Annotated in this window: 23 protein-coding genes and 1 pseudogene; 10 read left to right on the top strand and 14 right to left on the bottom strand. The window is 65.3% G+C overall.

Features of this window, described 5'->3' with window-relative positions:
- Positions 1-69 precede the first annotated feature (69 nt).
- From RTI28_RS04750 to RTI28_RS04740, 3 genes are all read right to left on the bottom strand, one after another.
- Positions 70-2,568: a TonB-dependent siderophore receptor gene (locus RTI28_RS04750; protein WP_316919361.1), complete on the bottom strand. Its 2,499-nt coding sequence runs from the start codon at positions 2,566-2,568 to the stop codon at positions 70-72.
- A 100-nt stretch (positions 2,569-2,668) separates the two neighbouring features.
- Positions 2,669-3,655, bottom strand: a complete 987-nt coding sequence (locus tag RTI28_RS04745; RefSeq protein WP_316919360.1) for a FecR family protein — start codon at positions 3,653-3,655, stop codon at positions 2,669-2,671.
- Positions 3,652-4,179, bottom strand: coding sequence for an RNA polymerase sigma factor (locus tag RTI28_RS04740; protein WP_316919359.1), 528 nt, complete (start codon positions 4,177-4,179; stop codon positions 3,652-3,654). Before RTI28_RS04740 ends, RTI28_RS04745 begins: the two co-directional genes overlap by 4 nt.
- A 145-nt stretch (positions 4,180-4,324) precedes the next feature.
- Here RTI28_RS04740 and RTI28_RS04735 point away from each other — a divergent pair, with 145 nt between their 5' ends.
- Together RTI28_RS04735 and RTI28_RS04730 are read left to right on the top strand one after the other, a co-directional pair.
- Positions 4,325-4,969 carry an MBL fold metallo-hydrolase gene (locus RTI28_RS04735; RefSeq protein WP_316919358.1) on the top strand — a complete coding sequence of 215 codons (645 nt, stop codon included), beginning with the start codon at positions 4,325-4,327 and terminating at the stop codon, positions 4,967-4,969.
- A gap of 96 nt (positions 4,970-5,065) precedes the next feature.
- A complete protein-coding gene (locus RTI28_RS04730) occupies positions 5,066-5,764 on the top strand; it encodes an OmpA family protein (protein WP_316919357.1) in 699 nt (232 codons plus the stop codon).
- 117 nt (positions 5,765-5,881) lie between these two features.
- Here the strand turns inward: RTI28_RS04730 and RTI28_RS04725 are convergent, their stop codons facing one another.
- From RTI28_RS04725 to RTI28_RS04715, 3 genes and pseudogenes are all read right to left on the bottom strand, one after another.
- On the bottom strand, positions 5,882-6,769 hold the full coding sequence (locus tag RTI28_RS04725; protein ID WP_316919356.1) for an acyltransferase: 888 nt from the start codon (positions 6,767-6,769) through the stop codon (positions 5,882-5,884).
- Between the two features lie 3 nt (positions 6,770-6,772).
- Positions 6,773-8,869, bottom strand: a complete 2,097-nt coding sequence (gene pta / locus RTI28_RS04720; RefSeq protein WP_316919355.1) for a phosphate acetyltransferase — start codon at positions 8,867-8,869, stop codon at positions 6,773-6,775.
- Positions 8,870-8,903: 34 nt separating this feature from the next.
- Positions 8,904-9,231: pseudogene (locus RTI28_RS04715) on the bottom strand (DUF3565 domain-containing protein).
- Between RTI28_RS04715 and RTI28_RS04710 the strand changes: the two are divergent.
- The 3 genes from RTI28_RS04710 to RTI28_RS04700 all read left to right on the top strand — a co-directional run bounded on the left by RTI28_RS04710 (position 9,200) and on the right by RTI28_RS04700 (position 11,632).
- The gene (locus RTI28_RS04710) at positions 9,200-9,685 is read left to right on the top strand and encodes a peptidylprolyl isomerase (protein WP_316919354.1); all 486 of its coding nucleotides are present in this window, start codon (positions 9,200-9,202) and stop codon (positions 9,683-9,685) included. The pseudogene RTI28_RS04715 and the gene RTI28_RS04710 overlap by 32 nt on opposite strands.
- A gap of 152 nt (positions 9,686-9,837) precedes the next feature.
- Positions 9,838-10,320 carry a glutathione peroxidase gene (locus RTI28_RS04705; protein WP_042120976.1) on the top strand — a complete coding sequence of 161 codons (483 nt, stop codon included), beginning with the start codon at positions 9,838-9,840 and terminating at the stop codon, positions 10,318-10,320.
- Between the two features lie 208 nt (positions 10,321-10,528).
- Positions 10,529-11,632 (top strand): NADH:flavin oxidoreductase, encoded by a 1,104-nt coding sequence (locus RTI28_RS04700; protein WP_316919353.1) that lies wholly within the window; start codon positions 10,529-10,531, stop codon positions 11,630-11,632.
- On the opposite strand, the gene RTI28_RS04695 is transcribed toward RTI28_RS04700, so the two are convergent.
- The gene (locus RTI28_RS04695; protein WP_316919352.1) at positions 11,601-12,818 is read right to left on the bottom strand and encodes a glycosyltransferase family 1 protein; all 1,218 of its coding nucleotides are present in this window, start codon (positions 12,816-12,818) and stop codon (positions 11,601-11,603) included. The genes RTI28_RS04700 and RTI28_RS04695 overlap by 32 nt on opposite strands.
- Before the next feature lie 179 nt (positions 12,819-12,997).
- Here RTI28_RS04695 and RTI28_RS04690 point away from each other — a divergent pair, with 179 nt between their 5' ends.
- Entirely contained in the window at positions 12,998-14,311 is a 1,314-nt protein-coding gene (locus RTI28_RS04690; RefSeq protein ID WP_316919351.1) for a PAS domain-containing methyl-accepting chemotaxis protein, read from the top strand.
- 44 nt (positions 14,312-14,355) lie between these two features.
- On the opposite strand, the gene RTI28_RS04685 is transcribed toward RTI28_RS04690, so the two are convergent.
- The 4 genes from RTI28_RS04685 to RTI28_RS04670 are packed head-to-tail and all read right to left on the bottom strand — an operon-like array spanning position 14,356 to position 16,712.
- The gene (locus tag RTI28_RS04685; protein WP_316919350.1) at positions 14,356-14,817 is read right to left on the bottom strand and encodes a DoxX family protein; all 462 of its coding nucleotides are present in this window, start codon (positions 14,815-14,817) and stop codon (positions 14,356-14,358) included.
- A 12-nt stretch (positions 14,818-14,829) separates the two neighbouring features.
- Positions 14,830-15,585 (bottom strand): DNA-binding domain-containing protein, encoded by a 756-nt coding sequence (locus tag RTI28_RS04680; protein WP_316919349.1) that lies wholly within the window; start codon positions 15,583-15,585, stop codon positions 14,830-14,832.
- A complete protein-coding gene (locus tag RTI28_RS04675; RefSeq protein WP_316919348.1) occupies positions 15,582-16,415 on the bottom strand; it encodes a DUF692 domain-containing protein in 834 nt (277 codons plus the stop codon). The genes RTI28_RS04680 and RTI28_RS04675 overlap by 4 nt, the downstream gene beginning before the upstream one ends.
- A 15-nt stretch (positions 16,416-16,430) precedes the next feature.
- Positions 16,431-16,712 carry a DUF2282 domain-containing protein gene (locus RTI28_RS04670; RefSeq protein ID WP_316919347.1) on the bottom strand — a complete coding sequence of 94 codons (282 nt, stop codon included), beginning with the start codon at positions 16,710-16,712 and terminating at the stop codon, positions 16,431-16,433.
- A 216-nt stretch (positions 16,713-16,928) separates the two neighbouring features.
- Here RTI28_RS04670 and RTI28_RS04665 point away from each other — a divergent pair, with 216 nt between their 5' ends.
- Together RTI28_RS04665 and RTI28_RS04660 are read left to right on the top strand one after the other, a co-directional pair.
- Positions 16,929-17,516: a sigma-70 family RNA polymerase sigma factor gene (locus tag RTI28_RS04665; RefSeq protein WP_316919346.1), complete on the top strand. Its 588-nt coding sequence runs from the start codon at positions 16,929-16,931 to the stop codon at positions 17,514-17,516.
- Positions 17,503-18,144 (top strand): DUF1109 domain-containing protein, encoded by a 642-nt coding sequence (locus tag RTI28_RS04660; protein ID WP_316919345.1) that lies wholly within the window; start codon positions 17,503-17,505, stop codon positions 18,142-18,144. Before RTI28_RS04665 ends, RTI28_RS04660 begins: the two co-directional genes overlap by 14 nt.
- On the opposite strand, the gene cysZ is transcribed toward RTI28_RS04660, so the two are convergent.
- Positions 18,145-18,879 carry a sulfate transporter CysZ gene (gene cysZ, locus RTI28_RS04655; RefSeq protein WP_316919344.1) on the bottom strand — a complete coding sequence of 245 codons (735 nt, stop codon included), beginning with the start codon at positions 18,877-18,879 and terminating at the stop codon, positions 18,145-18,147.
- A 259-nt stretch (positions 18,880-19,138) separates the two neighbouring features.
- On the opposite strand from cysZ, the gene RTI28_RS04650 reads away from it, so the two are divergent.
- Positions 19,139-19,738, top strand: coding sequence for a peroxiredoxin (locus tag RTI28_RS04650; protein WP_042120946.1), 600 nt, complete (start codon positions 19,139-19,141; stop codon positions 19,736-19,738).
- A 134-nt stretch (positions 19,739-19,872) separates the two neighbouring features.
- Complete coding sequence (trxB, locus tag RTI28_RS04645; RefSeq protein ID WP_316919343.1) at positions 19,873-20,835, top strand: thioredoxin-disulfide reductase; 963 nt, start codon at positions 19,873-19,875, stop codon at positions 20,833-20,835.
- Between the two features lie 56 nt (positions 20,836-20,891).
- Here the strand turns inward: trxB and RTI28_RS04640 are convergent, their stop codons facing one another.
- Entirely contained in the window at positions 20,892-22,286 is a 1,395-nt protein-coding gene (locus RTI28_RS04640) for an amino acid permease (RefSeq protein WP_316919342.1), read from the bottom strand.
- 262 nt (positions 22,287-22,548) lie between these two features.
- Positions 22,549-23,397, bottom strand: coding sequence for a carboxylating nicotinate-nucleotide diphosphorylase (gene nadC, locus RTI28_RS04635; protein ID WP_316919341.1), 849 nt, complete (start codon positions 23,395-23,397; stop codon positions 22,549-22,551).
- Positions 23,398-23,527 lie beyond the last annotated feature (130 nt).

Here is a 23,527-nt window from a genome sequence, read left to right as displayed (position 1 = left end):
ATAACATTAGGCCACTATTGATTGCGCGAGACGCGGCCGCAGCGCCCGGGGGCTGCGGCCGCGCGGGTTTCAGAAGCTCCCGCGCAGGGTCAGCATGTAGTTGCGCGGCGCCCCGTACCAGTTGCCGTAGGCGCTGCTGGCCACGGTCTGGTAGTAGGTCTTGTCGAACAGGTTGTTGCCGTTGAGCGCCGCGGTCCAGTGCTCGTCGATACGGTATTCCACCAGCGCGTTCCACACCGCGTAACCGGCCTGGGTGTATTCGAAGCTGTTGGTGCTCGGGCTCAGCGAGCCGTCTTCGAGACGACGCTGGACGTTGCCGGTCACGTAGTTGCTGCTCTGGATCGTCGCGCCGCCGCCGACCTTCCAGTCGTTGAACTGGCCTGGCAACTGGTAGGTGGTGAAGAACTTCAGCAGGTGCTTCGGCGTCTGCGTGCTGATCGGCGTGCCCGCCGCCTCGTCGTCGCCGGTCTTGCGCTGTTCGTTGATGTTGAAGGTGTAGCCCGCGCTCACTTGCCAGCCCGGCGTCAGTTCGCCGCTGATTTCCAGGTCGACGCCCTTGCTGATGTTCTCGCCGCCGGCGACGTAGCAACAGGCGTTGGACGTGGTGGCCTGGGAGAACACGTAGATCGCGTTGTTTTCCTGCTTGGTGTAGTACAGCGCGGCGGACAGGTTCAGGCGGCCGTCAAGCAGTTCGCCCTTGGCGCCGAACTCGTAGGTGTCGCCTTCGATCGCATCGAGCGGGGCGAAGTCGGCGCCCAGGGTTTCGATCTGCGGTTTGTAGATCTGCGCGTAGCTGGTGTAGACCGACCACTGCGGGGTCAGCGCGTAGATCAGGCCGCCATAGGGGGTGACGATGCCGCTGTCCTTGCCGCCGTCCTTGCTGTCGGTGCCGAACGACGGGACGATCGCGTGCAGGGTGCTCTTGTAGTCGGAATAGCGCGCACCCAGCACGGCGGTGAGCGGATCGGCCAGGCTCAGGCGGGTGGTGACGTAGGCACCGTGCTTGCGGATGTTCCAGTCCGGGTACTCGTAGTACAGCGCGGGTTTCGCCGGCTTGGGCAGCGCGCCGATATCGGTGCTGAACAGGTCCACCGGCACGCGCGAGGTCCATTCGCTGTGGTCGGCGTAGCTGCGCTGGATATCGGTGTAGTCCACCCCCGTGACCAGTTCGTGGCGCCGGCCGAAGGCCTCGAACGTGCCCTGCAGGTTGGCATCGAACAGGTCCTGGTTGTTGTCGAAGTTGCGCACCACGCGCTGGTAGGTGGCGCCGGTGTGGGTGTCGGGGTTCACCGGATTGCTGACTTCACCCATGTCCTGCTCGGTGTCGTAGCGGCTGCGGGTGAAGCTGCCGTTGACCTTCCAGTCGTCATTGAAGCGGTGGTCGAGCTTGAAGAAGACCTCGCTGCGCTTGTAGTTGTTGGTCGACCAGTCGGCGCTGAGCTTGTCGCTGCGCGACAGGCCCAGTGGCGCGCCGGTGCTGTAGCGCGGCAGGCCGTTTTCCCAGTAGCCGTCCATGTCGCGCCATTCGTGGATGCCGCCGAGGCTGAGCGTGGTGTCCGGGTTCAGGTCGGCTTCGAGGATGCCGTAGAGCACGTGCTTGTCGCTGTCGGCGCCGCCGTAGAAGTAGCGCTTGTCTTCCACCGAGGCGGCCAGGCGCCCGCGCAGGGCACCGTCGAAGGCCAGCGGGCCGGTGACGTCCACTTCGCTGCGGTAGGTGTCCCAGCTGCCGGCGGAGGTACTGAACTTCAGTTGCGGTTCGGCCAGGGCACGCTTGCGCACCAGGTTGATCGCGCCGCCCGGCTCGCCGGTGCCGCCGAACAGGCCATCGGAGCCGCGCAGCACTTCGATGTGGTCGTAGGCGGTGGTGTCGGCGAGGGTGTCGTAGGTCTGCTCGCGCATCGCCGGGGCGCCGCCGTCGACCTGGATGTTGGTCAGGCTGAAGCCGCGGGAAAGGATCTTGGTGTTGGCGTCGTTGCCCCCCACCAGGGTGATGCCCGGGGTCTGTTCGAGGGCCTGGGCCAGGTTGGTCATGGCCTGGTCTTCCATGCGCTGGCGGGTGATCACCGTCACCGATTGCGGCGTGTCCTTCAGGCTGTGCGGCATCTTGCCGCCGACGCTGACGGCGCCGGTGGTGTAGGACCCGGAGTTTTCCGTGTAGGCGCCCAGCTCGCCGACGCCGGTCACGCTGGTGGCGGACAACTGCACGGAACCATCGGCCGGCAGGCGGTTGAGCAGGATCGCCCGCGGACCGCTGAAGTCAAAACCCAGGCCAGTGCCGATCAACAGTTGCACGATCGCTTCGGCGGGCGTCATCTCGCCGCGCACGGCGTGGCTGTCCACCGCCCGCGCCAGGTCGGCGGTGTAGCCGACTTCCCAGCCGGTCTGCCGGCTGAACTGGTTGAGGGCGCCGGCCAGCGGCTGTGCGGGAATGTCGAAGCGCTGCCGCGATCCTTGCTCGGCGCTGATGCCGCTGCTGTCCGCGGCCGCCAGGGCCTGAGCGCTGCCCAGGCACACGGCCAGCGCCAGGGTGCTGTAGGCGAAGATGGTTTTGACGTTGAAGTGCTGCATGGAACCCTCGTGAACAGGAATGATTTGCAACCGCGAATCGCCTTGACGGGTTGAGGGCAGGAAACCCGTAAAACTTTTTTCGCGGTGTGCCGGGTGCGGCTCAGTGCACGATCAGCAGGCCGCCGGGCAGGCGGGTCAGTCGCGCGCCGCCGAGGCGGGCAAGGGCGGCGACCACCAGATCGGGATCGTCGAGTTTGTAGTTGCCGCTGACCCGCAGGCTGCCGGCATCGCCGAACAGCAGGATCGGTGCGCGGCGCTGGCGGCCGAGCTCCTTCAGCACCTCGGCCAGCGGGCGGTCCTGGAAGATCAGGCGGCCTTCGGTCCAGCCGTGCTGTTCAGCGCTGCCCTGGGGGTGACGCTCGCCCAGGTGTCCGGCCTGCAGCTGTTGCCAGGCGCCGGCGCCGAGCAGGCTGGCGTCGCCGTCGGGGCTGCTCAGGCGTACCTTGCCCTCGTCCACTGCGACCGCCACGTGGTCGTCGCGCAGGCTGACGCTGAAGCGGGTGCCGACGACTTCCACGCTGGCCTGGGCGGCCTTGATCCGCAGCGGGCGCCGGGTGTCGTGGGCCGCCTCGATGTAGAGGTCGCCACGCAGCAGGCGCAGGGAGCGCTGGTCGTCGTCGATGCTGGCGCTGATCGCGCTGTCGCTGCCGAGCAGGAGTCTTGAGCCGTCCGCGAGGGTGATGCGTTGCTGTTCGCCGCTGGCGGTGAGGTAGTCGGCCTGCAGGCGCAGGGGCAGGTCGCCGAGCCAGGTGCCGAGGGCCAGGAAGAGGGCGGCGGCGCTGGCGTAGGTGGGCCAGCGTCTTTTTCGCGAGTGTGAAATGGAGCCCGCTTTGCGGGCTTTCGCAGGCAAGCCAGCTCCTACGGGGGGAAACCCGTGCTCGGGGAGTTCGGTTTCGAGTTCGCGCAGGGCGTGTTCGAAGCTGTCGGCCTGCCAGAGGTTTTCCACCCGCGCGTAGGCTTCGGCGTGCTCCGGGCTGGCGTCGAGCCAGTCGAGAAAGGCCTGTTGCAGGTCGACGGAGAGAGGGGCGTCGAGGCCGCGGGTGAACCAGATCAGGGCCTGTTCTTCACAGGTGTCGTGTTCAGTCATCGCGACCCCCACTCGGTGCCTTCGAGGCAAGCGGCCAGGGCAATGCGCAAGTCCTTTTCTACGGTGCTGAGCGAGATGTCCAGACGCTCGGCGATGGCACTCTGCGACAGGCCATGCAAGCGGTGGAGCAGGAGTATACGCTGCTGGCGCTCGGGCAGACGGCGCAGCACGTTCTGCAACTGACGCAACTGCTGCTGGCCCTGGACATGGGATTCGGGGCCGGGCTGCGGCGTGGGGACCGCGGCGATCTGCGCGTTGTCGTCCGGTGTGCATTCGAAGCGGCGCTTGCTGCGCTGGCTGCGCAGGTGATCGAAGGCCAGGTGCTGCGCCGTCTGGTAGAGAAACGCGCGCAGGTGCTCGATGTGGCGGCCCTGCACGGCCTGGGCGACCCGCAGGTAGGCCTCCTGGGCCAGGTCTTCGGCGAGATTGGCGCAGCCGACGACCTTGGCCAGCATGCGCACCAGCACCGGCCGTTGGTCGACGAATAAAGCGTCCAGCTCTTGTTTGCCGACTCCCGGCTCCATTGCGCGTCTCCCCCGAGCGAAGCGCGCGCATGGTAGCAATGGATAAGAATATTTCGCAATTGAGATTTTTATGCGTTGGCAACGAGATGCGGGGCATCGCCGCGGGAATCGCTAGAATGGCCGATTCGCCTGAGAGGACGCTGCCATGAATCCCGCCCCCACCACGCTTATCCGCGAAACCTTCCCCGTCGGCCCGTTGCAGTGCAACTGCACGATCATCGGTGATCCGCTGACGAAAAAGGCGATTGTCGTCGATCCTGGCGGCAATCCCGAGCTGATCATGCAGAAGCTCGATGCCCATGGCCTGAAGGTCGTCAGCATCATCCACACCCATGCGCACCTCGATCATTTCCTCGCCTCCGGGCAGTTGAAGGAAAAGACCGGCGCCACCCTGCACCTGCACAAGGACGACCAGTTCCTCTGGGACAACCTGGAAATGCAGTGCCGCATGTTCGGCGTGCCCTACACGCCGGTGCCGGCGCCGGACCGCTGGCTGGCCGATGACGAGGAACTGGCCTGCGGCTGCGGCGTGGCCCTGCACACGCCGGGACATACCCCGGGCTCGATGAGTTTCTGGTTCGCCGATGCCAAGCTGCTGATCGCCGGCGACACCCTGTTCCGCCGCGGCGTGGGGCGCACCGATTTGTGGGGGGGCGATCAGGCGACTATCGTTCGCTCCATCAAACAGCGGCTGTATCGCCTCGACGAAGAGGCGACGGTGGTGGCCGGGCATGGTCCCGACACCCGCCTGGGCGAGGAAATGCGTGAGAACCCGTTCGTACGGGCGTGAAGTCAGCAGGGAATTTTTCCGCTCCGCCGCACTCCAAGGCTGGTGGCGAACTCAAAGCAGTTCGCCATCTATACCGAATTACTGCAGGAGCTTTCCATGTACACCATGCGTCGTTTGATTATCGTCGCTACCGCCGCTGCCCTGATGACCGGCTGTGCCGGCCAGAACCCCTATGACAATCAGGGCGGTCAGGCGCAGGGCTCCTCAGGGATGAGCAAGACCGCCAAGTACGGTGGCCTGGGCGCACTGGCCGGCGCCATCGCCGGTGCCGCCATCAATCACGACAACCGCGGCAAGGGCGCGCTGATCGGCGCGGCGGCAGTGGGGGCCGCGGCCGCGGGTTACGGCTACTACGCCGACAAGCAGGAAGCCGAGCTGCGCGCCAGCATGGCCAACACCGGTGTCGAAGTGCAGCGTGAAGGCGACCAGATCAAGCTGATCATGCCGGGCAACATCACCTTCGCCACCGACTCGGCGAACATCGCCCCGAGCTTCTACTCGCCGCTGAACAACCTGGCCAACTCGTTCAAGCAGTTCAACCAGAACAACATCGAAGTGATCGGTTTCACCGACAGCACCGGCAGCCGCCAGCACAACATGGACCTGTCGCAGCGTCGCGCGCAGGCGGTGAGCACCTACCTGACCTCGCAGGGTGTCGATGCTTCGCGGGTGAGCGTGCGCGGCATGGGCCCGGACCAGCCGATCGCGAGCAATGCCGATGCCAACGGACGGGCGCAGAACCGTCGGGTGGAAGTGAACCTGAAGCCGATTCCGGGGCAGAACTACCAGCAATAATCGCTGCAACGCCACGCGCCCTTTCCGTAGGAGCGTGGCTTGCCCGCGAAAGGACCGCGCAGCGGTCCCGATTGTTCAGGGACCGCTGCGCGGTCCTTTCGCGGGCAAGCCGCGCTCCTACGGGGCAGACGTCTTCAACTGCTCCAGCCGCTCATCCTTCCTCTCCCACAACCGGTTGATCCACGCCTGGAACGCTGCCCGGTACGCTTCATCCTGGTCGTAGCTGCGGCCAAGGAACTCCGCCGGAATCTGCAGTTCCTCGAACTGCACCACGATCCGCCGCACCCGCCCGCACAACAGGTCCCAGAACCCCGGCGCACCCTCGGGATAGTGAATGGTCACGTCGATGATCGATTCCAGCTGCTCGCCCATCGCATCCAGCACGAAGGCAATCCCGCCGGCCTTGGGCTTGAGCAGGTGGCGAAACGGTGAATTCTGCTGGCGATGCTTGGCCGCAATGAAGCGCGTGCCCTCGGCGAAGTTGAAGATCGCCGTCGGCTTGCCGCGGAATTTCGCGCAGGTGCGCCGGGTGGTTTCCAGGTCCTTGCCGCGCTTTTCCGGGTGCTTGTCCAGGTACGCCTTGCTGTAGCGCTTCATGAACGGAAAGCCCAGAGCCCACCAGGCCAGGCCGATCACCGGAACCCAGATCAACGCCTGCTTGAGGAAGAACTTCAGCGGCCGGATGCGCCGGTTCAGCACGTACTGCAGCACCAGGATATCGACCCAGCTCTGGTGGTTACTGGTGATCAGGTAGCTGTGCTGGTAGTCCAGTCCGGCAAGGCCCTGGACCTGCCAGCGGGTGCGCCCGAGCAGTTTCATCCAGCCCTTGTTGTTGCTGATCCAGGCTTCGTGGATATGCCGCATCAGCTCGTCGGTGACGCGCTGCGCCGCGGCGAAGGGCAGGCACAGCTTGAACAGGCTGACGATGAACAGCGGCGTGCAGCAGAGCACGGTGTTGAGTCCCAGCAGCAAGGCGGCGAGAGCGCCGCGCAGATGATCGGCCATGACTCAGTATTCCGCCGCGTGGCTGGCCTGGATCGCGGTCAGGGCGATGGTGTAGACGATGTCGTCCACCTGGGCCCCGCGCGGCAGGTCGTTCACCGGTTTGCGCAGGCCTTGCAGCATCGGCCCGAGGCTGACGCAGTCGGCGCTGCGCTGCACCGCCTTGTGGGTGGTGTTGCCGCTGTTCAGGTCGGGGAACACGAACACCGTGGCGCGCCCGGCGACCTGGCTGTTGGGCGCCAGCTGGCGGGCGATGTCCTGGTTGGCGGCGGTGTCGTACTGCAGCGGGCCGTCGATCAGCAGGCCGCGTTGCGCCTCCTGGGCGAGCAGGGTGGCCTCGCGGACTTTCTCCACTTCCTCGCCGGTGGCCGAGTCGCCGCTGGAGTAGCTGAGCATCGCCACCCGCGGCGCGATGCCAAAGGCCTGCGCCGAGTCGGCGCTCTGCCGGGCGATTTCCGCCAGTTCGGCGGCGCTCGGGTGCGGGTTCATCACGCAGTCGCCGTAGACCAGCACCTGCTCCGGGAAGAGCATGAAGAACACCGAGGACACCAGGCTGCAGCCCGGCGCGGTCTTGATCAACTGCAGGGCCGGGCGGATGGTGTTGGCGGTGGAGTGGACCAGGCCGGAAACCAGGCCGTCCACTTCGTCCAGGGCCAGCATCATGGTGCCGATCACTACCGGGTCTTCCAGCTGCTGCTCGGCCATCGGGGCGTTCAGGCTCTTGCTCTTGCGCAGGGTGACCATGGGCTCGACGTAGCGTTGGCGAATCAGGTCCGGATCGAGGATCTCCAGGCCTTCCGGCAGGCTGATGCCCTGGGCGCGGGCCACGGCCTGGACGTCGTCCGGTTTGGCCAGCAGCACGCAGCGGGCGATGCCGCGGGCCTGGCAGATGGCGGCGGCCTGGACGGTCATCGGTTCGGCGCCTTCGGGCAGGACGATGCGCTTGTCCGCCGCCTGCGCCTGCTGGATCAGGCGGTAGCGGAAGACCGCCGGCGACAGGCGCATCTCCCGCGGCGTGCCGCAGCGCTGGTGCAGCCAGTCGGCGTCGAGGTGGCTGGCGACGAAATCGGTGATGATCTCCGCGCGCTCGCGGTCGTCCACCGGGATTTCCTTGTTCAGCTGGTTGAGCTGGTTGGCGGTGTCGTAGGAGCCGGTGCTCACCGAAAGGATCGGCAGGCCGGCGAGCAGGGCGCCCTGGCACAGTTCGAGGATGCGCGGGTCGGGCTTGCTGTCGCTGGTCAGCAGCAGGCCGGCCAGGGGCACGCCGTTGATCGCCGCCAGGCTCACGGCGAGGATGATGTCGTCGCGGTCGCCCGGGGTCACCACCAGGGTGCCGGGCTTGAGCAGCGGCACGGTGTTGGCCACGGTGCGGGCGCAGAGAATGATCTTGTTCATGCGCCGGGTTTCATAGTCGCCGGCATTGAGGACCTGAGCGCCGAGCAGGTCGGCGACATCGCGGGTGCGCGGGTCGTTGAGCCCGGCCTGGAACGGGATGCAGCCGAGCAGGCGGAAGTCGCCACTGCGCAGCAGCGGCGAATGGTCGCGCAGGCGCATGGCGAAGTCGGCCATGGATTGGTCGCCGCGGACCTTGTTGAGGATCACCCCGAGGACCTTCGGGTCCTTCGGCCCGCCGAACAGCTGGGCCTGCAGCTCGACCCGGCCGGAGAGCTCGGCGAGTACGTCGTTCTCCGGTGCCGAGACGAGGATCACCTCGGCATCCAGGCTCTTGGCCAGGTGCTGGTTGACCCGCGCGGCGTAGCTGGCGTGGCGGGTCGGCACCATGCCCTCGACCACCAGCACGTCCTTGTCGACGCAGGCCTGCTGGTACAGGGTGATGATTTCTTCCAGCAGTTCATCCAGCTGGCCTTCGCCGAGCATGCGCTCGACATGGCTCAGGCTCAGTGGTGTGGGCGGCTTCAGGCCGTGGGTGCGCGAGACCAGTTCGGTGGAACGTTCCGGCCCGGTGTCACCGGGATGCGGCTGGGCGATCGGCTTGAAGAAGCCGACCTTCAGGCCGGCGCGCTCCAGGGTGCGGACCAGGCCCAGGCTGATGGACGTCAGGCCGACCCCGAAGTCGGTCGGCGCGATGAAAAAAGTCTGCATGCGGGCTTCTCGGAATGAGCGGTGCAAAAAAGAGTCAATTGCCAAGGGTATCGCTATCGCACCCCTGCGCGCACCAGCCACAGGCAAAAGCCTCGCCGATGCGGCGCTGTCGCTCGGCAGCGTCGAGGACCCAGGCGCGGGATTGCCAGGGCGGCTGGTGGCGCAGGTGCTGGGTGTGGGCGCAGGACAGTTCGACCACCCAATGGCCGTCTTCGTCCTGGTGAAAGCCCTCGATGCGGCTGACCCGTTTGTCCGGGTTGCGTTCGCTTTCGGGCGAGGCGTTGGTTACACTTGGCCCTTCATACTTCTTATGCAAAAGGTCTCGCCCCCATGCTGATCGCCGCCAACAAGGCTGTCTCCATCGACTATACCCTGACCAACGACGCCGGTGAGGTCATCGACAGCTCCGCTGGCGGCGCGCCGCTGGTGTATCTGCACGGTGCCGGCAACATCATCCCGGGCCTGGAGAAAGCGCTGGAAGGCAAAGGCGCCGGTGAAGAACTGAACGTCACCATCGAGCCGGAAGACGCCTACGGCGAATACCTGGCCGAACTGGTCAGCACCCTGAACCGCAGCATGTTCGAAGGCGTCGACCAACTGGAAGTCGGCATGCAGTTCCACGCTTCGGCGCCGGACGGCCAGATGCAGATCGTCACCATCCGCGACCTGGACGGCGACGACGTCACCGTCGACGGCAACCACCCGCTGGCTGGCCAGCGCCTGAACTTCAAGGTCAAGGTGGTCAATGTCCGTGACGCCAGCGAAGAAGAAATCGCCCATGGCCACGTCCATGGCGAAGGTGGCCATCACCACTGATTTTCTGCGCTAAGCTCAGAGAGTCGCGAAGGCGCCTTGTCCTTCCGTTGTGCAACCCGCGAGGGTGCATGCGGCAGGCCAGGCGCCTTTTTAGTGGGCCGCGTTCGTGGTCGGCCGCCGGGACAACCGGGATCCGTAGAGGGGAGTACGTCATGAGTGCATTTCACGACCTGAAGTTGCAAGCGCTGGACGGCCAGGACCTGCCGCTGGCGCCGTTCAAGGGCCAGGTGGTGCTGGTGGTCAATGTCGCCTCCAAATGTGGCCTGACGCCGCAGTACGCGGCGCTGGAAAATCTCTATCAGCAGTACAAGGACAAAGGCTTCGCGGTGCTGGGCCTGCCGTGTAACCAGTTCGCCGGACAGGAGCCGGGCAGCGAGGCGGAGATCGCCGAGTTCTGCAGCCTCAATTACGGCGTCAACTTCCCGCTGGGCAGCAAGCTGGAGGTCAACGGTGCCCATCGGCATCCGCTGTACCGCCTGCTGGCGGGCGAGGGCGCGGAGTTTCCGGGGGATATCACCTGGAATTTCGAGAAATTCCTCGTCGGCAAGGACGGCCGGGTGCTGGCGCGTTTCTCGCCGCGGACCGCGCCGGACGATCCGACGGTGGTACAGGCGATCGAGAAGGCCCTGGGCTGAGTGCTGCCTTTGAGGGCCTTATCGCGGGCGATGCCCGCTCCCACAGGTCATGTGCTCGCCGCGGACCTTGTGGGAGTGGGCATTGCCCGCGATGAGGCCCGAAAGAACACCACAAGGCCCATGCCCTTAAATCACTCAGATCAATAGTACTCGTCGCGCCATACCCCCCATCCTATGCTCAGGCGCCTTTCATCCCGAGGAGCGCCACATGTCCGTCAACGCACTGTTCACCCCCTTCCAACTGGGCGCCCTGGAGCTGCCGACCCGTGTGGTCATGGCGCCGATGACCCGTACCTTCTGCCCCGGCGGCGTGCCGCACGCCGAGGTGGTGGAGTACTACCGCCGTCGCGCCGCCGCCGGTGTCGGCCTGATCGTCACCGAAGGCACCACGGTCGGCCACAAGGCCGCCAACGGCTACCCGAACGTGCCGCGCTTCTACGGTGAAGACGCCCTGGCCGGCTGGAAGCAGGTGGTCGACGCGGTCCATGCCGAAGGTGGGCGTATCGTCCCGCAACTCTGGCATGTGGGCGCGGTGCGTCGTCTCGGCACCGAGCCGGATGCCAGCGTGCCGGGTTATGGCCCGAGCGAGAAAATCAAGGATGGCCAGGTGGTCGTCCACGGCATGTCCCGCGAGGACATCCAGGAGGTTATCGCCGCCTTCGCCCAGGCCGCGAAGGACGCCCAGGCCATCGGCATGGACGGCGTGGAAATCCACGGTGCCCACGGCTACCTGATCGACCAGTTCTTCTGGGACGCCAGCAACCGCCGCACCGATGAATACGGCGGCGACCTGGCCGGCCGTTCGCGCTTCGCCATCGAGCTGATCCAGGCCGTGCGCGCCGCGGTCGGCCCGAACTTCCCGATCATCTTCCGTTTCTCCCAGTGGAAGCAGCAGGACTACACCGCGCGTCTGGTGACCACGTCGCAAGCCCTGGCCGATTTCCTCAAGCCGCTGTCGGATGCCGGTGTGGATATCTTCCACTGCTCGACCCGACGCTTCTGGGAGCCTGAATTCGAAGGTTCGCCGCTCAACCTCGCCGGCTGGACCCGCCAGCTCACCGGCAAGCCGACCATCACCGTCGGCAGCGTCGGCCTGGATGGCGAGTTCCTGCAGTTCATGGTCGATACCGACAAGGTGGCGCAGCCGGCGAGCCTGGAAAACCTCCTGCAGCGGCTGAACGCCGAGGAGTTCGACCTGGTAGCGGTGGGACGCGCGTTGCTGGTCGATCCACAGTGGGCGGCCAAGGTCCGCGATGGCCGCGAGGAAGAGATCCTGCCGTTCAGCCGTGAGGCGCTGACGAGCCTGGTTTGACCAGCAGGCCGGACTCGTTGCGCCCGGCCGGTCCGGCGCGCAAGGGTTCGCAGGCCCCGCGCAGGTGCATCTCGAACTGCTCGACGATCGCCGGCCAGCCCTGACGGCTGGCGTGCTGGCGGGCATTCAGGCGTACCCGGCGCAGGGTTTCGCTGTCTTCCAGCAGCCAGCAGGCGGCATCGATGAACGCTGCGGCGTCGCCAGGCATGGCCAGCGCACCATTATGCCCGTGGCGAATGTGCTGGGCCGCGGCGGCCTCGTCATAGGCGACCACCCCCAGACCCGACGCCAGCGCTTCCAGCACCACATTGCCGAAGGTTTCGGTGAGGCTCGGGAACAGGAAGATATCGCCGCAGGCATAGTGTTCGGCCAACTGCGCGCCGCGCTGCGGGCCGCAGAAGATGGCGTCCGGCAGTTGCGTCTGGAGCGCCGCCCATTGCGGCCCGTCGCCGACGATCACCAGGCGCATGCGCCGTTTCGGATAGTTGCGCTGCAGCTCTTCGAGGGTGCGCCCGAGCATGCCCAGGTTCTTTTCCGCGGCCAGGCGGCCGACGTAAAGCAGGGCGATGTCATCGTTGCCCAGGCCCCACTGTTCGCGCAGCGCCGGATTGCGTCGCGCCGGACTGAACAGGCTGCTGTCGACACCCCGGGAGAGCAGGGCCAGGCGCTCGAAACCACGCCGCTCCAGGGACAGCCGCTGACTCGGGCTGGGCACCAGGGTGCTGTGGGTGCGGTGGTGGAACCAGCGCAGGTAGTGGGTCAGCGCCCGCGCCAGGAGGCCGAGGCCGTACTGGCTGGAATACTGCTGGAAATTGGTGTGGAAGCCGCTGACCACGGCAATGCCCAGGCGTCGCGCCGCCCGCAGGGCGCTCAGCCCCAGCGGGCCTTCGGTGGCGATGTACAGAACGTCCGGGCGGTCGCGCCGCCAGCGTCGCAGCAGTTTGTGCATCGACACCTGGCCCCACTGCAGACCGGGGTAGCCGGGCAACGGCCAGCCACGGCAGAGCAACTGGTCGGTGTCGGGCTGCCCGGGCGGATCGTCGCTCTGCCTCGGTCGCACCAGTTCCACCCGATGGCCGCGTTGGCGCAGGCCTTCGCTGAGACGGCCGAGGGTATTGGCCACGCCGTTGATTTCCGGTGGGAAGGTTTCACTGATGAGGGTGATGTGCAACGGGAGTGTCGTCATGGTGCCCAGTGTCGAGCGGCGAAATTGCGCCTGGATGACACTCGCATGACAAATACGTGACGCCCGATTCCCGGCGGTGTCGGCCTGCGAAATATTCCCGTTTTATGCCTCAAGAATGGCTGCCCGCCAGCCGATGCAGTAGGCATTCCCGATGATGCTAGCGCTCCAGGAGAGCGGTGATGTTCAACAGCAAACTGAAAAAAGAAAACGACGAGTTACGCGAGCGGCTGATGAGCCTTGAACAGGTCAAGGACAGCCTGGACAGCGAGATGCTGGTGCTGCAGTTGGACCCCAACGGGCGCATCGAGTCGGTGAACATCAATTTCGAAAAGGAAATGGTCTACAGCAACTCGCAACTGGTCGGTCGTCATATCGAGGAAATCGTCCCCGCCCATGTCAAACCGCTGGATTTCTACCAGCGCATGAAACAGGCCATCGCCCGTGGCGAGCATCTCAATGGTGCCTTCCGTCTGCTCCGCGGCAACGGTGAGGAAGCCTGGCTGCGCTCGATCCTGCAGCCGGTCAGGGATGGCAACGGGCGTATCAAGTACTTCACGATGCACTCCAGCGACCTGACCCGCACCATCGAGACGTCTCGCGAAAACGAAAGCCTGATCAACGCGCTGATGCGTTCGACCGCGGTGATCGAGTTCAACCTCAACGGTGAAGTGCTCAGCGCCAACGACCGCTTCCTGCGGACCATGGGCTACACCCTCGAGCAGGTTCGCGGCAAACACCACCGCATGTTCTGCGAGCCGGAGGAGTACAACTCCGCCGCCTACCAGGCGTTCTGGGAAAAGCTGCGCCGTGGCGAATTCGTCGCCGAGCGCTTCAAGCGCGTCGACGCCCATGGCCGTACCGTATGGCTGGAAGCCTCGTACAACCCGATCATCGACGCCCACGACGTGCTTTATAAAGTGGTCAAGTTCGCCACCGTGATCACCGATCAGGTGAACCAGGAGAACGCCGTCGCCCAGGCTGCCGATATCGCCTACACCACCTCCCTGGAAACCGACAGCAGCGCACGTCGCGCCACTTCCGTGGTGACCCAGACCGTCGAGGTGATGCGCGGCCTGGAAACCTACATGCAGGACGCGGCCGACGGCATCCAGGCACTGGACAAGCAGTCTCAGGTGATCGGCTCGATCATCAAGACCATCAGTGACATCGCCGGGCAGACCAACTTGCTGGCGCTCAATGCCGCGATCGAGGCTGCTCGCGCCGGTGAACAGGGTCGCGGCTTTGCCGTGGTCGCCGACGAAGTACGCCAGTTGGCTTCGCGCACCAGCACCGCCACCGAGGAAATCGCCCGGGTGGTGCAGCAGAACGAACAGCTGGCCAAGGCCGCGGTGGACATCATCGACAGCAGCAAGCGTCAGGCCGAGCAGGGCCTGGAGCTGGCCGGGCAGACCGGTACGGTGATCACCGAGATTCAGGATGGGGCACAGAAGGTAGTGAATGCGGTTGGGCAGTTTTCCAATCAGTTGAAGTAAGCCTCGACAGTAACGGCCGGCGCGCAAGGCGCCGGCCGTTGTTTTCAGCGAATCCGCAGCAGCCGGTCCAGCGACCAGCCGCCCCCGCCCCTCGCGACCAGCAGCAAGAGCAGGCCGGCCCACGACAGATGAGTGGACCAGGCGTCCGGATAGACGAATATCTCGATCACCAGGGTCATGCCGAGCAGGGCCAGCGCTGACAGGCGCGTGAACAGCCCCAGCACCAGCAGCAGCGGGAACAGGTGTTCCGCATAGGTCGCCAGATAGGCTGCGATGTTTGGTGGGATCAGTGGCAGCATGAACTCGCTGCGGAACAGTTCGAAGGTGCTCGGTGTCAGGCTCAGCAGCCCTTCGACCTTGGTGCGTCCCGAGAGGAAAAACACCGAGGCGATTCCCAGGCGTGCCACCAGATACAGCAGAGACTCGCTGAGCGCGCGTTGCGCGAAGTCGGCCAGTTGGTTGTAGCGTGACTGCGGACGGGGCGATGTCGGGTGGGCGATGTCCATGACGGGACTCCTTCAAGCGAGGGCAAGTGAGCGGAATACGCCGGCGCGCAGGAGGCGGCCGAGCAGGTCGGTGAAGTCGAGATCGGCCTGCACTTGCAGGGCCAGGGTCGAGGCCTGGTCGAGGCCGTGACCGCTGGCGCAGGCCTCGAGAAAGGTGCAGGCGCCTTTTTCCAGCAGCTGATGACTGACCCCCTCCGGGCTACCGACCAGCAGCGCGCCTTCGCCTTGCCAGGGGATATCGTCGTTCCAGTCCAGACCGTCGCGGCTGTGCTGCCACAGGCTGTAGACCGGGTGCGTCTCGAACCAGCGCCAGCGGACGCCTCGCCGCGGTACCAGGCAGCGCTCGCTCAGGTCGCTGGCGGTGTGCCCGGCGAGTGCGGCCAAGGTCAGTTGCGCTTCGTCGGGCGCGCAGAAAGCCGTCAGCCAGTCGTGGTCGAGGCGGGCGACATCCGCCAGCCAGGGCCATTCATCGAGGTTTTCCAGTTGCTCGAGAAATGCCGGGAATGCCGCGCCGTAGAGCACCAGGCGGACATCGGTGGGTGGCGAGCGCAGCGCGTAATCGCTGGCGGCCGCGCGCATCCATGGCGTGCCGACGAGGCGTTCGACCGCGGGAAAGTTGGCGCAGAGAGCATCCACGCAGCCCTTCAGCACCGTGTTGCGGTAGACGGCGAATGCCGGCTGCGCGCTGAGGTCCTGCAGGGCCGGGGCGGGGCGCTGGTAGAGCGCCTCGGTGAAGGCATCCTGAAATTGACCGAGGGAGAGGTTCATGCGTGCTCCTTCGCGCCCATGAGCACGGTCTGGGCGATGTCGCGTTCGGCCAGCAGCTCGGCGAATGCGGGGATGGCATCGTCGCGCTCGATCAGCGTGGGACGGGGACCGATGCGCTGGATCAGTTGCCGATACAGCGCCCACACCGGTTCGGCGATGGCCGCGGCGTGGGAGTCGATCAGCAGGGTACCGGCCTCGTCAGGGCTGAAGCCGGCCAGGTGGATTTCGGCGATGGCCGCGGCGGGTACCCGCTGCAACCAGGCGCAGGCGTCGTAGCCGAGGTTGTGGGCGCTGATATGAACGTTGTTGATGTCCAGCAGCAGCGCGCAGCCGGTGCGACGGGTGAGTTCGACGAGAAAATCGATCTCGTCCCAGGCATGTCCGTCCAGGCGCAGGTAATGACTGGGGTTTTCCACTGCGATACGTCGACCCAGTGCGTCCTGGGTGCGCTGGACATTGTCGGCGATGCGCGCCAGCGCCTCGTCGGTCCGTGGGAAGGGCAGCAGGTCGGGGTGATAGCTGCCGCGCCAGGTCGACCAGGCCAGGTGCTCGGAGACCAGGACCGGATCTAGCAGATCCACCAGCTCGCGCAGGCGCCGCAGATGTTCGGAATCAGGGCTGGCGTCCGCCGCCAGCGACAGCGAGACGCCGTGCAGCGACAGCGGATGGCGTTCGCCGATCCGCTGCAGCCAGGCTCGACGGGTACCGCCGACCATGTAGTTCTCCGGATGGACCTCGAACCACAGGCCCTCGGCGGCACACTCCGCTGCTTCGGCGTAGTGCTCCGCCTTCAGCCCCAGTCCGGCGCCCAGTCGGTCATACCTGTTCATGGTCGGCGCTCCGGGTCAGGACTTCAGCGGGGTCAGCGAACCCATGCCATTGGGCGTCTTGATCGAGGTGCAGGTGCCGGCGGGAACGTGCTTCCAGGCATCGCCCTGGTAGTCTTTCTTCGAGGTGCCCGCGCAGGTGGTGCCGGCACCGGCCTTGCAGTCGTTCTTGCCGGCCATGGCCACGCCGTAGCATTTCTCCATGGCGACGCCCTGGTCGGTTTTCGTTTCGTCGGCCATTGCGTTGCCGGCGAGGGTGGCGAGGGCCAGGGCGGCGGCGGTCAGGGTGAGGCTTTTCATGATGCAGTCTCCACGAGATAGGAAGGCCAGGGTGATGTACCGGTGGCTCGAGGAGTAGTTCGTTGCCTGAGGGAAATTGGTTACAGCCTGCGCAAGTTTTTTTTTGAGGTTTGTTCGGCGGGCTTCTAATGTGCTCCCCCTTGGCGACGTTTCCCGGTCACGACAGGCCGGGAGGCCATAAACGAAATTTCCCCATGGATGTAACCAGGGCGATCGATGCGACGAACTACTTCACAGGATGTACTGAGCGAGCGCGAGGCGGCTCTGCGGGCCTTGCTGCTGCGCGGCATGAATGGCGAAGCGGCGGCTTACCGCGAGTTTCTCGCTGCCCTGGCCATTCATCTGCGCGGTTTCCTGCGCCGCCGCCTGGCTCAGTGTCCGGACGAGATCGAGGATTTGCTGCAGGAGGTGTTGCTGGCAGTGCACAATGCTCGACACACCTATCACGCCGAGCAGCCACTGACCGTGTGGGTACAGGCCATTGCGCGCTACAAGCTGACCGATCATTTTCGCGGGTTCGCCCGCCGTGATGCACTGCATGACCCGCTGGACGATGACGGCGAACTGTTTGCCGAGGGCGACACGGAGTCGGCCTCGGCCAGGCGTGATCTGGGCAAGCTGCTCCTGCAACTGCCGGAGCGCCAGCGTCTGCCGATCGTGCACGTCAAGGTCGAGGGGCTTTCGGTGGAGGAGGCGGCGCGACTCACCGGGTTGTCCAGTTCGGCGGTCAAGGTCGGCATCCACCGCGGGCTGAAGGCGCTGGCGGGCTTGATTCGAGGTAAAGGTAACGATGAACACCGATGAACTGATCAACTTGCTGGCCAGCGGCGAAGGCCCGGTGGATCGCCGCGTCTTGCTGCGACGCCTGGGGATCGCCCTGCTGGGCGGCGGGTTGGCCGCCCTGCTACTGACCATTTCCCTCTACGGTGTGCGCGCCGATCTGGGCGAGGTCGCACGTACGCCGCTGTTCTGGGCCAAGGTGGCCCTGCCGGGCAGCCTGGCCGTGCTGGCGATCTGGCTGAACCGGCGACTGTCGCGGCCGGGGGTGAAGGGTGGTGGTGTCTGGCTGCTGCTCGGGCTACCGCTGCTCCTGGTCTGGCTGGGAGCGGCGCTGAGCCTTGCCGGTGCCGCGCCGGAGGCGCGTAGCGAGTTGATCTTCGGCCGCACCTGGCGCACCTGCACGCTGAATATCGCGTTGCTGTCGCTGCCGGTGTTCATCGGCGTGTTCTGGGCCTTGCGTGGCCTGGCGCCGACTCGCCTGCGCCAGGCCGGTGCGGCGGGGGGGCTATTGGCGGGTGCCACGGCGACCCTCGCCTACTGCCTGCATTGCCCGGAAATGGGTGTGCCGTTCTGGGGTATCTGGTACCTGCTGGGCATCCTGGTGCCGACCCTGGCAGGCGCGGCCCTGGGACCACGCCTGCTGCGCTGGTGATCAGCGTCCTTCTCGTTCCCGCACCCAGAACAACGTCGCCCCGGCGACGGCCGCCGGCATCATCAGGATGTTCACGAAAGGCACCAGCAGCGCGACGTAGGTAATCCCGCCAAAGCCCAGCGACTGCCAGCGCTTGCTGCGCAGCCAGGCGAGCATGTCCTGCCAGCTCATCTTGTTGTTGTCCGCCGGGTAGTCGATGTACTGGATCGCCATCATCCAGATACCGAACAGCAGCCACAGCGGTGCGGCGACGACGTTCACCACCGGGATCAACGACAGGATGAACAACCCCAGCGCCCGCGGCGCGAAGTAGCCGAGCTTGCGCAGTTCGCGACCGAAGGTGCGCGGCACCATGGCCATCAGTTCACCCCAGCTGAACGGCGGGAAGTCGTCCTTGCCGCGCACCACCACTTCCACCTTTTCCGAAAGGAAGCCGTTGAACGGCGCGGCGATGACGTTGGCCAGCATCGTGAAGCTGAAGAACACCATCAGCGCCACCAGCACCACGAACAGCGGCCAGAGGATGTAGGTGAGAAAACTCAGCCAGTCGGGCAGGCTCGGCATCAATGCGTCGACCCACAGGGCGAACTGATGTCCGGCCAGGTAGACCAGGCCGACGAACAGCAGCAGGTTGATCGCCAGGGGCAGCAGCACGAACAGGCGCAGCCCGGGACTGAGGACCAGCTTCAGGCCTTCGCGCAGGTATTGCGGGCCGGATAGTACAGGGGCTTGCATAAGGAGCTCCGGGGGATGGAAAACGCGCCGACCTTACCGAGTTTGCCGGCGGGACGAAAGCCGCTCGAGGGCAGAGAAACGGTGTGTAACAAATGCGCCGGGTGGCCACTCATAGGAAAAGATCTGAACAATGACGGGCTGTATAGAGCCGGTCTATGAGGTGGATTGTTTAAGGATATTTCCTTAATCTCTGGCCCCTCGCTACAGTGCGCACATTCTTTTTCAACGCCTTCGAATCCACGGTTCTCAAGGAGTTCCCATGAGTATTCTGGTCAACAAGCAAGCCCCTGATTTCGATGCGGCGGCGGTCCTGGGCGATGGCTCGATCGTCGACAGCTTCAAGCTCTCCTCGCTGCGCGGCAAATACGTCGTGCTGTTCTTCTGGCCGCTGGACTTCACCTTCGTCTGCCCGTCGGAAATCATCGCCCACAACAACCGCATGTCGCGCTTCCGCGAACTGGGTGTGGAAGTGGTCGGCGTCTCCATCGATTCGCAGTTCACCCACCACGCCTGGCGCAGCACGCCGGTGGAGAAGGGTGGCATCGGCGCGGTCGAGTTCACCATGGTCGCCGACGTCAAGCACGAGATCACCCGCGCCTATGGCGTCGAGCACGATGACGGCGTGGCATTGCGCGCTTCGTTCCTGATCGACCAGCAAGGCGTGGTGCAGCACCAGGTGGTGAACAACCTGCCGCTGGGTCGCGAAGTGGACGAAATGATCCGTCTGGTCGAAGCCTTGCAATTTACCGAGCAACATGGCGAAGTCTGCCCCGCCGGCTGGCGACCAGGCCAGAAAGGCATGAAGGCCGACGCCCAGGGCGTCGCCGATTACCTGGCGGAAAACGCCAAGAGCCTGTAAGGCCTCGCTGCAACGGTTTTCAGAACCCGCAGCCACAGGCCTTCCCCAAGGCTTTGCGGGTTCTTTTTTAATTTCACCGGCGATCCCGGTGTCACCGGGCTGGCCAGCAAGTGCCAGCCCGACAGGAGCGTGTCATGTCCGAAGTACGTCATTCTCGCGTCATCATCCTCGGTTCCGGCCCTGCCGGTTACAGCGCCGCGGTCTATGCCGCCCGTGCCAACCTCAAGCCGCTGCTGATCACCGGCATGCAGGCTGGCGGTCAGCTGACCACCACCACCGAAGTCGACAACTGGCCGGGCGATCCCCATGGCCTGACCGGCCCGGCGCTGATGCAACGCATGCAGGAACACGCCGAGCGATTCGAGACCGAAATCGTCTTCGACCATATCAATGAAGTCGCCCTGCAGCAGAAGCCGTTCACCCTCAAGGGCGACAGCGGCACCTACACCTGCGACGCGCTGATCATCGCCACCGGCGCCAGCGCCCGCTACCTGGGCCTGCCTTCGGAAGAAGCGTTCATGGGCAAGGGCGTGTCGGCCTGTGCCACCTGCGACGGCTTCTTCTACCGCAACAAGCCGGTCGCCGTGGTCGGTGGCGGCAACACCGCGGTGGAAGAGGCGCTGTACCTGGCCAACATCGCCAGCAAGGTGACCCTGATCCACCGTCGCGAAACCTTCCGCGCCGAGAAGATCCTGATCGACAAGCTGCACGCCCGGGTTGCCGAAGGCAAGATCGAGCTCAAGCTCAACGCCACCCTGGACGAAGTCCTGGGCGACAACATGGGTGTCACCGGTGCGCGCCTGAAGAACAACGACGGCAGCTCGGACGAGATCACGGTCGACGGCGTGTTCATCGCCATCGGTCATACCCCGAACACCTCGCTGTTCGAAGGCCAGCTGGAGCTGAAGGACGGCTACATGGTGGTGGCCGGCGGTCGTGAAGGCAACGCCACCGCGACCAACATCGAAGGTGTGTTCGCCGCCGGTGACGTGGCCGACCACGTCTACCGCCAGGCGATCACCTCTGCCGGTGCCGGCTGCATGGCCGCGCTGGACGTCGAGCGTTACCTCGACGGCCTGGCCAACGCTTCGTTCTGATCGAAAAAAACCGCGAAGGGCCAGGCCCTTCGCGGTTTTTCATTTCACGCGAGTCTTCAGTACGCGCGTTCCAGTCCCACCTCCGATTCCTTGCCGCGCTTGCGGCAGATCACGATCCCCAGCAACGACACGCCCATCGCCAGCATCAGCGTACTGGTCGCCTCGGCGCGATGGTCTTCGGTGAACAGCAGCACGGCCAGGGCCGCCGAGATGAACAGGATCACGCCGTAGGTCAGCCACGGGAACAGCCACATCTTCAGAGTCAGGGCGTTGCCGTGGCGACGGCGCATGCGCAACTGGGAAATGGCGATGGCCAGGTACACCAGCAGGGCGATCGCGCCGGAGCTGGAGAGCAGGAAATCGAACAGGCTCGCCGGGGCGAAGTGATTGAGCGCGGCGATGAAGGCGCCGATGAACGCGGTCACCAGCACGGCGTTGCGTGGCACGCCGTTGCCCGAGGTGCGTGCCGTGGCCGCTGGCGCATCGCCGCGTCGGGCCAGGGAAAACAGCATGCGCGAGGCAATGTAGATCGACGAGTTCATGCAACTGGTCACGGCCACCAGCACCACCAGGTCGACGATCAGCTTGGCATGGGGCACCTGCAGCAGCTCCAGGGCGCGCTGGTAGGAACCGACCTCGGCCAGTTGCGGATCGCTCCAGGGCACCACGGAAATCACCACCATGATCGACAGCAGATAGAACACCCCGATGCGCCAGATCACCGAGCGGGTGGCCTTGGCGATGTTGCGCGAAGGCTCGCCCGATTCCGCCGCGGCGATGGTCACCGACTCGGTCCCGATGAAGCTGAACATGATGGTGATGAAGGCGCCCACTACCGCGGTCATGCCGTTGGGGGCGAAGCCGCCGTGGTTTTCCATCAGGCTGAACAGGCCGCTGGCTTCATGGTTCGGCACCCAGCCGCCGAGTGCCGCCGCGCCGAAGCCGATGAACAGGATGATGGCGGTGACCTTGAGCAGGGCGAACCAGAATTCGAACTCGCCGTACTTGGCCACGCCGAACAGGTTGGTGATGCTCAGCAGCACCACCGAGGCGAGGGCGAAGATCCAGCTGTCGATCAGCGGGAACCACTGGTTGAGGATATGCCCGGCGGCCAGTGCTTCGATGGGCACCACCAGTACCCAGAACCACCAGTACAGCCAGCCGATGGTGAAGCCGGCCCAAGGGCCGATGGCCTTTTCCGCGTAGGTGGAAAAGGAGCCGGTGTCGGGGTTGGCCACGGCCATTTCACCGAGCATGCGCATCACCAGCACCACCAGGGTACCGGCTACCAGGTAGGCGAGGATCACCGCGGGGCCGGCGGCGGCGATGGCGTGGCCGGAACCGACGAAAAGTCCGGCGCCGATGATCCCGGCGATGGACAACATGGTGACGTGACGGGGTTTGAAACCGGTGGACAGCTGTCCGCTGCCGGAGTCGTTCAGGCTCGACATACTCTGCTCTTGTTGATGGGTCCATTGAAGGCAGAGACGAAGCAGCGACGGGGCGAATCAGGGCCGCTTCAAGGAACGTGCCTCTACGTGTGTAGTGATTGGCCGGCTCAGGCGTTCCGGCGGGGCTACCTTAACGCGGGGGGAGGAGTGGGAATTGATGCGGTTGCGGCCTGGGAGTGTCGGATTGCGACATGCCGCGAAGAGACAGCAAGGGCGAACGCGGAGCCGGTGGGAACGGGTTCCGCGTCGCTTTCGGGATTTCTCAGAGACTCAGGCGCATCGACAGGTCCACCGCCTTCACATCCTTGGTCATCGCCCCGATGGAGATGTAGTCCACGCCGGTCTCGGCGATCACCCGCAGGGTGCTTTCGTTGATCCCGCCGCTGGCTTCCAGCTTGGCGCGGCCGGCGGTCAGGCGTACCGCTTCGCGCATTTCGTTCAGGCTCAGTTCGTCGAGCATGATGATGTCGGCGCCACCATTGAGGGCCTGTTGCAGCTCATCCAGGCTTTCCACCTCGACTTCCACCGGCTTGCCCGGGGCGATGCGGCGCGCGGCGCTGATGGCTTCGGCGATGCCGCCGCTGGCGGCGATGTGGTTTTCCTTGATCAGGAAGGCATCGAACAGGCCGATGCGGTGGTTGTGACAGCCGCCGCAGGTGACCGCGTACTTCTGCGCCAGGCGCAGGCCGGGCAGGGTCTTGCGGGTGTCGAGCAGGCGCACCTGGGTATCGGCGACTTGGTCGGCGAGGAACTGCGCGCGTGTCGCCACGCCGGACAGCAGTTGCAGGAAGTTCAGCGCGCTGCGCTCGCCGGTCAGCAGCGAGCGGGCCGGGCCTTCCAGGTGGAACAGCGCCTGGTTGGCCACGGCGCGCTCACCGTCCTGGACCTGCCAGTGCACCGCCACCCGCGGATCGAGCTGACGGAAGACCGCGTCGACCCAGGCCGTTCCGGCGATCACGCAGTCTTCGCGGGTGATGATGGTGGCCTTGGCCAGGCGTTCGGCGGGGATCAGTTGGGCGGTGATGTCGCCGCTGCCGATATCTTCCTGCAACGCACGGCGCACGTTGGCTTCGATTTCGGCGGTCAGATCGGCGAGGCGTAGGTTCGGCATGACAAGCTCCACAAGCTAAGTGGCCGGGATTATAGGGCAGGCGGGGGCGGGAGCGCAGCAGCCAGCGGGCGTTGCAGCGACGGTGCGCCTTTGGTCGGGAAAGTTGAGCGTTTTGGCGGGAATGGGGGTC

It is taken from the genome of Pseudomonas sp. zfem002, assembly GCF_032621685.1.
In the GTDB taxonomy this organism is placed as follows: Bacteria; Pseudomonadota; Gammaproteobacteria; order Pseudomonadales; family Pseudomonadaceae; genus Aquipseudomonas; species Aquipseudomonas japonica.
This window is presented reverse-complemented; position numbering and strand designations above follow the sequence as displayed.